General features: G+C 63.3%; 11 protein-coding genes. 5 read left to right on the top strand and 6 right to left on the bottom strand.

Translation table 11 applies throughout. The features are described from left to right. Window positions 1–74 precede the first annotated feature (74 nt). A complete protein-coding gene (locus tag NKH93_RS19410) occupies window positions 75–2276 on the top strand; it encodes an RNA degradosome polyphosphate kinase (protein ID WP_352472643.1) in 2202 nt (733 codons plus the stop codon). Beyond that, window positions 2276–3808 (top strand): exopolyphosphatase, encoded by a 1533-nt coding sequence (gene ppx, locus NKH93_RS19405; protein WP_352971450.1) that lies wholly within the window; start codon window positions 2276–2278, stop codon window positions 3806–3808. The genes NKH93_RS19410 and ppx overlap by 1 nt, the downstream gene beginning before the upstream one ends. A gap of 245 nt (window positions 3809–4053) precedes the next feature. On the opposite strand, the gene NKH93_RS19400 is transcribed toward ppx, so the two are convergent. The 5 genes from NKH93_RS19400 to betI form a co-directional block, all read right to left on the bottom strand. Next, window positions 4054–4485 (bottom strand): DoxX family protein, encoded by a 432-nt coding sequence (locus NKH93_RS19400; protein ID WP_352472645.1) that lies wholly within the window; start codon window positions 4483–4485, stop codon window positions 4054–4056. Between the two features lie 140 nt (window positions 4486–4625). After that, window positions 4626–5060: a DoxX family protein gene (locus tag NKH93_RS19395; RefSeq protein ID WP_352501902.1), complete on the bottom strand. Its 435-nt coding sequence runs from the start codon at window positions 5058–5060 to the stop codon at window positions 4626–4628. Between the two features lie 159 nt (window positions 5061–5219). Next, a complete protein-coding gene (fumC, locus tag NKH93_RS19390) occupies window positions 5220–6617 on the bottom strand; it encodes a class II fumarate hydratase (RefSeq protein WP_352501903.1) in 1398 nt (465 codons plus the stop codon). Window positions 6618–6885: 268 nt separating this feature from the next. Then, window positions 6886–7644: an SDR family NAD(P)-dependent oxidoreductase gene (locus tag NKH93_RS19385; protein WP_352472648.1), complete on the bottom strand. Its 759-nt coding sequence runs from the start codon at window positions 7642–7644 to the stop codon at window positions 6886–6888. A 112-nt stretch (window positions 7645–7756) separates the two neighbouring features. Beyond that, entirely contained in the window at window positions 7757–8359 is a 603-nt protein-coding gene (gene betI / locus NKH93_RS19380; protein ID WP_352501904.1) for a choline-binding transcriptional repressor BetI, read from the bottom strand. Between the two features lie 123 nt (window positions 8360–8482). Here betI and choX point away from each other — a divergent pair, with 123 nt between their 5' ends. Genes choX through NKH93_RS19365 form a run of 3 tightly spaced genes read left to right on the top strand, consistent with a single transcriptional unit; the run spans window position 8483 to window position 11732 of the window. Beyond that, window positions 8483–9418: a choline ABC transporter substrate-binding protein gene (choX, locus tag NKH93_RS19375; protein ID WP_352971447.1), complete on the top strand. Its 936-nt coding sequence runs from the start codon at window positions 8483–8485 to the stop codon at window positions 9416–9418. Continuing rightward, window positions 9415–10275 (top strand): alpha/beta fold hydrolase, encoded by an 861-nt coding sequence (locus NKH93_RS19370; protein WP_352971445.1) that lies wholly within the window; start codon window positions 9415–9417, stop codon window positions 10273–10275. The genes choX and NKH93_RS19370 overlap by 4 nt, the downstream gene beginning before the upstream one ends. Before the next feature lie 8 nt (window positions 10276–10283). After that, on the top strand, window positions 10284–11732 hold the full coding sequence (locus NKH93_RS19365; protein WP_352971443.1) for an amidase: 1449 nt from the start codon (window positions 10284–10286) through the stop codon (window positions 11730–11732). A gap of 48 nt (window positions 11733–11780) precedes the next feature. Here NKH93_RS19365 and NKH93_RS19360 read toward each other — a convergent pair whose 3' ends face one another. Further along, window positions 11781–12575 carry an NIPSNAP family protein gene (locus NKH93_RS19360; protein WP_352971441.1) on the bottom strand — a complete coding sequence of 265 codons (795 nt, stop codon included), beginning with the start codon at window positions 12573–12575 and terminating at the stop codon, window positions 11781–11783. Between the last annotated feature and the right edge of the window lie 25 nt (window positions 12576–12600).

Raw genomic sequence — 12600 nt, 5'->3', positions numbered from 1 at the left:
GCAAAAGCCTGTCAGAGGATAAGTTAAGCCGGTTAAGGCTATGGTCGTCGAACGGTGTGGGAAGAGCGGAAACCATGAACGAACTGAAGCCGGTGCAGAACGAATTCATCACCGTCGAGGCGGCGAGCCGCGAAGGCGGCAATCCCGACCGCTTCGTCAACCGCGAGTTTTCCTGGCTGCAATTCAACCGGCGCGTGCTCGAAGAGTCGCTGAACGCCAACCATCCGCTGCTCGAGCGTGTTCGCTTCCTGTCGATATCGGCCGCCAACCTCGACGAGTTCTTCATGGTCCGCGTCGCCGGTCTTGCCGGCCAGGTGCGCGAAGGCATCGTGCTGAAGAGCCCGGATGGGCGCACTCCCGAGCAGCAGCTCGAACAATTGCTGCGCGAGGTCGAGCGCCTGCAGGAGGACCAGCAGAACAGCCTTTCGGCGCTGATGCTGCTGCTCGACAAACAAGGCATCGAAAGCATCACCCGCGATGCGCTGACCAAGGACGAGAAGACCTGGCTCGAGGACCATTTCCAGGAGCAGGTATTTCCGGTCCTGACGCCGCTGTCGATCGACCCGGCGCATCCGTTTCCGTTCATTCCCAATCTCGGTTTCTCGATGGCGCTGCAATTGCGCCATCGCAAGAACGGCGAGGAAATGAGCGCGCTTCTGCGCCTGCCGGTGGCGCTGAGGCGCTTCATCCGTTTGCCGGATCGCAAGCATCATGTCCGCTTCATTCCACTCGAAGAGGCGGTCAGTCTCTATATCGGCAAGCTGTTCCCCGGCTATGAGGTCAAGGGCTCCGGCACATTCCGCATCATCCGCGACAGCGATATCGAGGTCGAGGAAGAATCAGAGGATCTGGTGCGGCTGTTCGAGACGGCGCTGAAGCGGCGACGCCGCGGCTCGGTCATCCGGATCGAGTTCGACCGGCTGATGCCGCCCGAATTGCGCGACTTCGTCGCCGGCGAGCTTGGCGTTTCGGCAAGCCGGATCAGCGTGCTCACCGGTCCGCTGGCGCTCAGCCAGATCTCGGAGATCGTCGCCGTCGCCCGCGACGATCTGAAGTTCACGCCCTACAATCCGCGCTTCCCCGAGCGCATCCGCGAGCATGGCGGCGATTGTTTTGCCGCGATCCGCGAGAAGGACATCATCGTCCACCACCCCTACGAATCCTTCGACGTCGTGGTGCAGTTCCTGCGCCAGGCAATGGCCGATCCGGAAGTGGTGGCGATCAAGCAGACGCTCTATCGCACCTCCAACGACAGCCCGATCGTACGCGCTTTGGTCGACGCCGCCGAGGCCGGCAAGTCGGTGACGGCGCTAGTCGAGCTCAAGGCGCGTTTCGACGAGGAAGCCAACATCCGCTGGGCCCGCGACCTCGAGCGCGCCGGCGTCCAGGTCGTCTTCGGCTTTCTCGAACTGAAGACCCATGCGAAGATGTCGCTGGTGGTGCGCCGCGAGGATGGCAGGCTGCGCAATTACGTGCATCTGGGCACCGGCAACTACCACCCGGTCACGGCACGCATCTACACCGACCTGTCCTTCTTCACCACCGATCCGACGATCGCGCGCGATGTCGCCCAGCTGTTCAACTTCATCACCGGCTATGCCGAGCCGGCCGAGCAGATGCGGCTGGCCATCTCGCCGTTTACGCTGCGCGACCGCATCCTCCAGCACATTTCGGATGAGATCAGCCACGCGCTGGAGGGCAGGCCGGCCCGCATCTGGATGAAGATGAACGCCTTGGTCGACCCGATCGTCATCGATGCGCTCTACGATGCCAGCCGCGCCGGCGTCGAGATCGATCTCGTCGTGCGCGGCATCTGCTGCCTGAGACCGCAGGTGCCCGGCCTATCGGAGAACATTAGGGTGAAGTCGATCGTCGGCCGTTTCCTCGAGCACAGCCGCATCTATTGCTTCGGCAACGGCCACGGCCTGCCCTCGGACGGGGCGATCGTCTATATCTCCTCGGCCGATCTGATGCCGCGCAATCTCGACCGCCGCGTCGAGACCATGGTGCCGATCACCAATCCAACTGTGCATGAGCAGGTGCTCGGCCAGATCATGCTCGGCAACATCATGGACAACCAGCAAAGTTTCGACGTATTGGCTGACGGAACCTCCCGGCGCGTTGTGCTGGAGGAGGGCGAGGAACCGTTCAACGCGCAGGAATATTTCATGACCAATCCGAGCCTGTCCGGACGGGGCGATGCGTTGAAGTCGCATGCGCCCAAGCGCATCGCGCAGTTCAAGCGCCGCAAGAAACAGAACGCAGCGACGGGCTGATGATTTCAGCGTCCCAGGGCCGGCTTCAGGACCGCCGACCGCTGTCCATCATCGATATCGGATCGAACTCGATCCGTCTTGTCATCTATGAGGGGCTGGCGCGTTCGCCGACCTTGCTGTTCAACGAAAAGATGCTGGCCGGCCTCGGCCGCGGCATCGTTTCGACCGGAAAGCTCGATCCCGAGGCGGTGACGCGCTCGATGGAAGAGTTTCGCCGCTTCCGCGCGCTCTCCGACCAGGCCGGCGCCGAGCGCATGTATGTGCTGGCGACCGCCGCCGCTCGCGAGGCGGTCAACGGCCCCGACTTCATCCACCGCGCCGAGGATGTGCTCAAGACCGAGATCCAGGTGCTGAGCGGCCGCGAGGAAGCCCATTATTCGGCGCTCGGCGTCATCTCCGGTTTCCACCCGGCCAACGGCATCGCCGGCGACCTTGGCGGCGGCAGCCTCGAACTGATCGACATCGACGGTGAGACGATCGGTGACGGCATCACGCTGCCATTGGGCGGCTTGCGCCTGCAGGACATGGCGAAGAACTCCCTGACCCAGGCGGCAAGGATCACGCGCGAGCAACTGGCGCGGGCGAAATTGCTGAAGGGCGGGCAGGGCAGGGCGTTCTACACGGTCGGCGGCACCTGGCGAAATCTCGCCCGGCTACACATGGAAATGACCAACTACCCGCTAGGCGTCATGCACCATTACGAGATCGGCATCGAAAGCGCCGCGAACTTCCTCCGGCAGGTTGCTAAGGCCGAGATCGACAAGATCAAAGGCATCGAGGGCATCTCCAAGAACCGCCGGTCGCTGCTGCCCTATGGCGCCATCGTGCTGCAGGAGATCATGGCGGCGATGCAGCCGTCGAAGATCATCGTGTCGGCGCTGGGCGTGCGCGAGGGCTTTCTCTATTCGCTGCTCGACAAGGCCGAGCAGAAAGCCGATCCGCTGATCTCGGCGGCGGAAGAGCTTGCCCGCCTGCGCTCGCGCTCGGTCGACCACGCGCATGAGCTTGTCGAGTGGACCGGCAAGGCGTTCGCCGCCTTCGGCATCGACGAGACCAGGGATGAGGCGCGCTACCGCCACGCCGCCTGCCTGCTCGCCGATATCGGCTGGCGTGCCCATCCCGAATATCGCGGCAAGCAATCGCTCAACATCATCGCCCACGCCTCCTTCATCGGCGTCGATCATCCCGGCCGCGCCTTCCTGGCGCTTGTCAGCCTGTTTCGCCACGAGGGCGTGTTCAATGAAGCCGCTCCGGAAATCCGCGGACTGGCGACACCGCGCTATCTCGAACGGGCCCGTGTGCTGGCGGCGCTGCTGCGCGTCGTCTATCTCCTGACGGCGGCAATGCCCGGCGTCATGCCGCGGCTGAAATGGGAAAACCGCGGCAATGGCGTGCTGGCGCTGGTGCTGCCGGCAGCACTGGCCGATCTTTACGGCGAGCGGCCCGCCGGCCGGCTGGCACAACTGGCAAGGGTCACCAATCGCCGGCTGGTGCTGGCGGTCGAGGGCGGGCCTAGCATGTCGGTGAAGTAGTGTCTCAGCCAGGCAATCGCTTCAGGTCTGCGCCGCCCCTCATCTGCCTGCCGGCATCTTCTCCCCGTATAGTGACGGGGAGAAGGGCACCTTCGCAAAGGATTTCGCTCACCTCCAGCGTTGCAGTAACGGTGCCGAGATCTCGGCCAGCTTCCTTCTCCCCGTCACTATACGGGGAGAAGTGCCCGGCAGGGCGATGAGGGGCAGCGCCGACTTCGACAATTGGACGGTCGAGAAAGCTGGATCTAGACTGAAGCAATTCCTCTGGATCCCACCGCAGCCATCCGGCCGTCGGCCGACCATGCACCCGCGCCAGCCATCGCCAGCGCCAGAAAACCGCCTGATATCGCGATGTCCTTCATCAGCATCTGCGAATGCATGAAGGTCAGCGTCGGATCGCCGCCGCCCTGGCCATAGTGGCCGATGAACGCTGTCGCGACGCAAAAGGCGGCGAGCAGCAGCGCCACGATCGGCGTCTTGAAGCCGACGAGGATGAGCAGCCCGGCGATCAGTTCGAACAGCCCGGTGCCCCAGGCAGCCAGCGTCGGCAGCGGCAGGCCAAGGCCGGCGAAATAGCCGGTCGTGCCGGCAATGTCGGTCAGCGCGTGGAAGCCGGACGGCACGAACAGTGCGGCGAACAGCAGTCGGGAAAGCAAAAGCAGCGCATTGCGGGGCATGGTAACCTCCGTTGTCGGCCGGGTGGCCAAGAGCCCGATCCTAGCAGAATTCCGGTCAGCGGACCGACAGGCACAAACGACAACGAAAAAGGGGCGCGGAAAATTCCGCGCCCCTTTTGTTCAGGAAATGCTGGACTGCTTCAGCCGCGCTTGGCGTCGATCGAATACGCGCCTGGGCCCGAGGAGGCGAGCACGAGGAAGCCGCCGGCAATGCCGAGGTTCTTCATGAAATTGATCATCTGCATCTGATCGGCCCAGCCGGTGTGGGCGACCAGGGCGGTGGCGACGGTGAAAATCGCCATTACCCAGCCGACGATCCGGGTCTGGAAGCCGACGAGGATGGCCAGGCCGCCAAGCAGTTCGATAAGGCCGACGACAATGGCGGTCACCATCGGCAGCGGCAGGCCAAGGCTGCCGAAATAGCCGGCGGTGCCGGCAATCGCCGTCAGCTTGCCGAAACCCGAAAGCAGGAAGATGACCGAAAGCAGGATGCGGCCGAGCAGGATCGTGCCCGAGGCGCCGGCGGCGGTGCCGGAACCGGCAAACGAAGTATTGGCGGACGTGTTGGTGGACATGCGTAACTCTCCAGAAGGATTTGGCCAAACGGCTTGGGATACCCGTCTAGTTAGCGCAGGCCGACTGTTCACCAAAGATGCCAGATTGGTTACGGATTGTTCACCAAGGTAACGTTTTCGCGATCAACATGGGTGTTGAGATCCAGGCATATCAACGCCCTAGCCTGGATGCGTCATGTCCTCCGGCCGCACCAGCCGCTCATAATCGGCTTCGCTGACCAGCCCGGTGGCCAGCGCTTCCTGGCGCAGCGTGGTGCCGTTCTTGTGCGCCGCCTTGGCGATCTTGGCGGCGTTGTCGTAGCCGATCGTCGGCGCAAGCGCCGTCACCAGCATCAGCGAACGGTCGAGTGCTGCCTTGATGTTGTCTTCGCGGGCCTCGATGCCGACGACGCAATTGTCGGTGAACGACACGGAAGCGTCGGCCAGCAGCTGTACCGATTGCAGGAAACAATAGGCCATCAGCGGATTGTATACGTTGAGCTCGAAATGGCCCTGGCTGCCGGCGAAGCTGATCGCCGCATTGTTGCCGAACACCTGCACGCAAACCTGCGTCATCGCCTCGCATTGGGTCGGATTGACCTTGCCCGGCATGATCGAGGAGCCCGGTTCGTTTTCCGGCAGCGACAATTCGCCGAGGCCCGAACGCGGGCCGGAGCCGAGCAGGCGGATGTCGTTGGCGATCTTGAACAGCGCCGCCGCGCAGGCATTGATGGCGCCGTGCGAGAAGACCATGGAATCATGCGCGGCCAGCGCCTCGAACTTGTTCGGCGCGGTGACGAAATCGATGCCGGTGATCGCGGCGATGCGCGCCGCCACCTTTTCGGCAAAACCGACCGGCGCATTGAGGCCGGTGCCGACCGCGGTGCCGCCCTGCGCCAGCTCCTGCAGGCCGGGCAGGGTCATTTCGATGCGCTTGACCGACGAGGCGACCTGCGCCGCGTAGCCGGAGAATTCCTGGCCAAGCGTCAGCGGCGTCGCGTCCTGGGTGTGGGTGCGGCCGATCTTGACGATGTGGGCGAAAGCCCTGGTCTTGGCCTCGAGTGCCTTATGCAAATGTCTTAGCGCCGGCAGCAGGTCGTGAGTGATGCGCTCGGCGCAGGCGATGTGCATGGCCGTCGGATAGGTGTCGTTCGACGACTGGCTCATGTTGACGTGGTCGTTGGGATGCACCGGCTTCTTCGATCCCATGACGCCGCCCAAAAGCTCGATCGCCCGGTTGGAAATCACCTCATTGGCGTTCATGTTGGACTGGGTGCCTGAGCCGGTCTGCCAGACGACCAGCGGGAAATGCTCGTTCAGCTTGCCGTCGATGACCTCCTGCGAGGCCTCGATAATGGCCTTGCCGATCGCCGGATCGAGCCGCTTCAGCTCCATATTGGCCTCCGCTGCCGCCCGCTTGACGATGCCCAGCGCCCGCACGATCGAGGCCGGCTGTTTCTCCCAGCCGATCTTGAAATTGGCCAGCGAACGCTGCGCCTGCGCGCCCCAATAGCGGTCGGCGGCGACCTCGATGGGACCGAACGTGTCGGTTTCGGTTCTGGTCTCTGGCGCGCTCACGAAGTCTCTCCGGTTTGCAATTTGCAAACGGCGTATCGCGTTGCACAAATGCCTTCAAGCGGAGATTGCGGGTGACGGGAATGCAAATCGGTTGAAGGTGCTGGCAATCTCCCCACTTGAGGGGGAGATGTCGCCGAAGGCGACAGAGGGGGGGCGGTAGGTCTTGACGCAACTCCCATAGCGGACGGAACAGGCTGGTGTTCCACGCGAGACGACCCCCTCTGGCCTGCCGGCCATCTCCCCCTCGAGGGGGGAGATCGCAACAACCTTACCCCGCCGTGTATCCTCCATCCACGGCGAAGATTCCGCCGCTGGTCCATGCCGCTTCGTCGCTGGCGAGATAGACCGCGATGCCGGCAAGGTCGCTGGTCCGGCCGATGCGGCCGAGCGGATAGCTGCGCTCGACATAGGCCTTGAGCTCGGCTTGCGCGGCCTCAGGCAGGTTTTCGATCGACCTGCGCCGCATCGCTGTGTCGACCGTGCCGGGCGCGATCGCGTTGACCCTTATGCCGCGCGGCCCGAGCTCGAAGGCGAGCGACTTGGTCAGCGAATTGAGCGCGCCCTTCGACAGCGAATAGAGGCTGGACGGCCGCTTCGGGATCATCTTGTGCGCGAAATAGGACGAGATGTTGATCACCGAAGCCGCACCCGGCGCGAGATGCGGCAACAGCCGTTGGGTGAGAAAGAATACCGCCGTGACGTTGAGCGCGAATGACTGCTGGAACTGGTCCTCGCTGACGGTCTCGAACGGCACAAGGAACGCTACGCCGGCATTGTTGACGAGGATATCGACAGGTGGGCCGCGCCTGGCATGCTCGACCACGGCATCGATGCCGGCGCTGGCCGACAGGTCGGCCGACAGCGTGTCGACATTATCCCCGAGCTGCTTGCGGGCGGCGTCGAGTTTTTTGCCGTCGCGGCCGACGATCAGCACGTCCGCGCCTTCGCGCAAGAAAGCCTCGGCGATTGCCAGCCCGATCCCGTCCGAGCCGCCGGTGACCAGTGCCCGTTTGCCGCCTAGTCTCATCCAACACTCCCGCGCATTGCCGTCTTGTCTGATAAGCAGAACAGCGCCGTTGCCAATTGTGGTCAAGCCGCCGGCCTATCCTACAATATGAACTTTCGGCTGATGCGCCTGTCTATTCGGCAGCGGCTGCACCGCGCCGAACAGCCAGCCGCGTAGCGACGAAATCCTTGACCTGATGAATGGCCTGTTCACGCGTGACGCTGCCTGGCTGCAGGCCAAGCCGCAACCACAGCCCGTCGATCAGGGCGGTGACGCCGAAAGCGATCTCGTCAGCATCGCGTGCCGGCGCCAGACCGCGCAGGCCAGATAGCAGGTTGGAGCGCATGCGCGCATGGATCACCTTCTGGATGCGGGCAAGCTTTTCGTCGCGCGGCACCTCCGCGCAAAGCGAAAGCCAAGCGTGGCAGAGGGACGGCTGGAAGAGATGCGGCTCGAAATTGCCTTCGATGATGGCCTCTATCCGTTGCATTGGCGTGCGCGCCTGTCTCAGCCGCTCGACCACCGCATGCCGCAGCACCAGGTTCGATTCGCGCATGGCATGCTCGAACAGCTCCCGCTTGCTGTTGAAATAGTGCAGCACGATGCCCTTCGACGCACCGGCCTGTGCCGCCACTTTTTCTATGGTCGCGCCAGCTATGCCTTCGCGCTGAAGCACGGCAAAGGCGGCTTGCCGCAGCTCCTTGCGGCGTATGTCGCTGAGACGCTTGAGTTTCACGGGCCAGGATCCATGCATCGAAAACCGACGTTGACATTTTTGTCCGCCGAGATCAATGATTGACCGTTGGGACAATTTAAAAACCGAATGGTCAACGTCGTTGGTGAAATGAGGAGAACCGAAATGCTTCGTAGCCTTGGAATAGGCGCTTCGCTCTGCGTCCTGCTGGCGATCCGGCCGGCCTTTGCGGCTGAACCTGAGCAATGCGAGGTCGTGCGCATGGCCGAGCCTGTATGGAACGACCTTGCCTTCACCACCGGCGTCACCAGCGTCCTGCTCGATGCGCTCGGCTACAAGCCGGCAAGCTCGCTTCTGGGCATCAACGTCATCTATGAATCATTGAAGAACAATGACTTGGACGTGTTCCTTGGCTATTGGGATCCGGCGATGATCACCTACTACGAGCCCTATAAGAAGGACGGCTCGGTAGACGATGTGCGCGTCAATCTCGTCGGCGCCAAATACACCTTTGCCGTGCCGATTTACGTTTGGGAGGCCGGCGTCAAGGATTTTGCCGACCTGCAAAAGTTCGCCGACAAATTCGGCAGGAAGATGTACGGCATCGAGCCGGGCTCGAACCAGCTGATGATGGACGCCATCGCCGATAAGTCGCTCGGCCTCGATGGCTGGCAGGTCGTCGAATCGAGTGAAGCCGGCATGCTTTCCGAGGTCGGCTACGAGATCAAGGAAAAGCGCTTCATCGTCTTCCAGGGCTGGGCGCCGCATCCAATGAACACGATGTACGACTTCAAATATCTGAGCGGCGGCGACAAGTTCTACGGCCCGAACTTCGGCGCCGCGACGGTGACGACGCAGGTGCGCAAGGGCTATCTGCAGCAATGCCCGAATGTCGGGCAGTTGCTGAAGAACCTCGCCTTCGATATCGATTTCGAAAATCTCGGCATGGGCTATCTCATCAATGACGGTATGAAGCCGGAGGAAGCCGGCCTGAAGGCCCTCAAAGAGAATCCGGATAGGCTCGGCGCCTGGCTTGCCGGTGTCACCACATTCGATGGCAAGCCCGCGCTCGATGCAGTCAAGCAGCAGCTCGGCCTGTGATATCGGCCGATCAGGCGGGCTGGAGCGGCCGCAAGCGCAAGGTCGGTGCCGGCTGCACTGAAACGGCCTTCGTCGAAATCGCCGGGCAGGAGCCCGCGCTGGTGCTGGTGCACGGCTTCTCCGACACGAGCCGCAGCTTCTCCTTGCTGGCGCCGCATCTCGCCGGGCGCCGGCTTGTCATTCCAGACCTGCGCGGGCATGGCGCCTCGCCGGCCGGGACACGCGGCTTCGCCCCAGCGGATTTCGCGGAAGATGTGGCGAGTTTGATCGAGCGATTGCGGCTCGAGCGGCCGGTTCTGGTCGGGCATTCCCTGGGCAGTATGGTGGCGATCGAGGCAGCCGCACGCTACGCCGAGATGATCGGCGGCCTGGTGCTGATGGCCGGAACGCTACGGCCGCAGATCGGTGAGGATCACCCGATGACCATTGGTGTGCGGGCGCTTCGAGACCCGATATCGCCGGCCGATCCGTTCTATGACTATTGGCATGCCTGCGAGGCCGAGGTTCCAGCGGAATTCCTGACCATGACTGCGGAGGAGGCGTCAGCCATGCCGGCGGCACTCTGGCGCGCAATCCTGGAGCAGGTTCGGCGCATCGATCTGACCGACAAGGCGCGCATGCTGCGCCTGCCGGCGCTTGTCATTGCTGGCGCGCACGACCTGCTCTTCGACGAAACGCACCAACGGCGGCTCCTCGAAGAAATCCCTAGCGCCGCTTTCGTGAGCGCGGTGCGATGCGGACACAACCCGCACTGGGAGGATCCGGCATTGGTCGCGGCAGCCATCGGCCGGTATTTCAAGCTCGGTACCAAAGCTGGACCCCAGCCGACAGCCGAAGCGACCGGTAGTCCGGGCTGAGAGCAGTCATGGATCTTTCCGAATACGTGGCGTTGGACGCCGTCGCCCTGGCCGGGCATGTTCGCCCGGGCGAATTGTCGGCCGTCGAGGTCGTCGAGGCGGCTATCGAAGCGATCGAAAGCATCAATCCCGCCCTCAATGCCGTGACGCTGATCGATGCGGACCGGGCGCTTTCCGTTGCGGCAAGCTGCAACCGGCAGGCGGCACTCGCCGGCATTCCTTTTCTGGTCAAGGACACCGGCGTCAATGTACGGGAGTGGCCGACGACGCACTCGTCGCTCTACTTCAAGGATGCCGCGCCGAAGCCCGACAGCGAGATCGTCCGGCGCTGGCGGGCCGCCGGTCTGATCTTGCTGGGCAAGACAAACACGCCTGAATTTGCCAACGACTTCGTCACCGAACCCAGCTTTCGCGGCCCCACCTCGAACCCCTGGAATCCTTCGCTGACGGCGGGCGGCTCAAGCGGCGGAGCTGCTGCCGCGGTGGCGAGCGGCATGGTGCCGGTCGCCCACGGTTCCGATATCGGCGGATCGATCCGGGTGCCGGCTGCCTGTTGCGGCGTGTTCGGCATGAAGCCGTCGCGTGGGCTCACGCCTGTCGGGCCTGGTCGAGGTCAGGTCGGCGCCGGGCTCTACGCCGAGAACGTCCTGTCCCGCACCGTTCGCGACAGCGCCGCCATGCTGGACATGACTGCCGGTCCAGAACAAGGAGCGCCTTACTCCGTGTCCAAATCGGTGCCGTCCTACCTGGACTGGCTGTCTTCGCCCGGTGCGCGTCTGCGCGTCGCGTGCCTGGCGCACCGGCCGGACGGCACGCCCGTCGCGTCCGAGATCGGGGCAAAATTTCAGGAAGCCATGATCCTCCTCGAGGACAGGGGGCACGAGGTCACAGAGGCGCGTTTCCCGCGGGAAGCCAGCGCCGAAGCGGACTGGAGCATCTTCTGGATGTCGGAAGTCGCGCGGCTGGTTGACGATCGCGCCGACGAGATCGGGCGGATGCCGGGGGCCGGCGAAATCGAAAGCCTGACTCGTCACGCGCTCGACTGTTTTCGGCGATCCTCGGCCGCCGATTATTTCAGGGCGCAGGACCATGTGCACAGCGCTTCGCTGGCGATGGCGATGGCGTTCGATGGGTTCGACCTGATCATGACACCGACGACGGCCGAGCTTACGCCCCGGCTTGGCGCCATCCATGGCGATGGTGCTGTCTTTGATTACGAGGCTTGGGCGAGGCGAGCCTACGGCTTTGCGCCTTTCACAGAAATCTTCAACGTCACCGGCCAACCGGCCGCCAGCCTGCCGCTTTTCCAGTCGAAAGACGGCCTGCCGATTGGCATCCAGCTCATTGGCCGCAAGAACGAGGATCACCGGCTGCTGCGCGTTTGCCTTGACCTGGAGCAGGCAACCGCATGGACCACGCGTTACCAGGTGATCCATGCCAGGCATTTTCAGGTGTGAACCAGACAGGGGGGTTCAGTGCACATAGGTGGCTTTCAACGGCATTGGTCACGCCGGCGTTGGCTGTCCGAGCAGCGACCGCGCCGTCGGCGCCAGGCGCAGAACCTCCACGGGCCTGGCGAATTCCCACTGCGCGGCCTGCTCCAATTCCTGCCATCTCGGGAAGGCAGCCAAGGCTGCCTCATGGCGGGCATGCGCTTCGGTGCTGTCGAAACCGGTGATGCTGATGAAGACGTTTTCGCTGGCCCGCACCGGCAACCGCGGAAAGCTGTTTTCGGCATGCTCGGTAACGAAGGCGGCGAGCGGCGACGCGCCAAATGCGGCGAGCACCGGAAGGGCCGCGGTCTGGAAGTCATTGGCGAAACGGGCTTCCAGGCCCGGTTGCAAATGATGAATCCTGATGACAACAATTGCCTGCAAATCGCTGCTTGCGCTCGGTTTTTCGAGGTCCGCCTGGGGTAATCGTTCCGATCCCGAGAGGTCTAGGTTCGCGCCCGGCCAGGCCGGCTTCAGCAGCAGCACGTCGTCGGATGAGATCATCGTGGCGTTGGCGGCGTCGCGCCAGGCAGCCCAGACCGGCCCGTCGTAGAAGGCGGTCAGAGCGTTTTTCCGCGCTTCCATACCGTCGAAGCCGCGCAGCCAGACGAACATATCCGGCCGGTCGAGATCGCGGAACTGGCCGATGATGGTCATCCCCGCGGTTTCCTGGCCCTCGATCAGGTGATTGTCGAAGATGCCGATCAGCGTCTCGCGCCGGCCGGGTTTCAACGTGTATTGCCTGAGTTCGACGACGGGCGAGGCGAGCAGATCGGGATTAGGTAGGGCGTTCAAAGGCGGGTTCATTGCGCGATCTCCAAAACAGGACAGT

Source organism: Mesorhizobium sp. M0954, assembly GCF_040319155.1.
Classification (GTDB): Bacteria; Pseudomonadota; Alphaproteobacteria; order Rhizobiales; family Rhizobiaceae; genus Mesorhizobium.
Note: the sequence above shows the minus strand (reverse complement) of the source record. Positions and strands in the feature narration are given on the sequence as shown.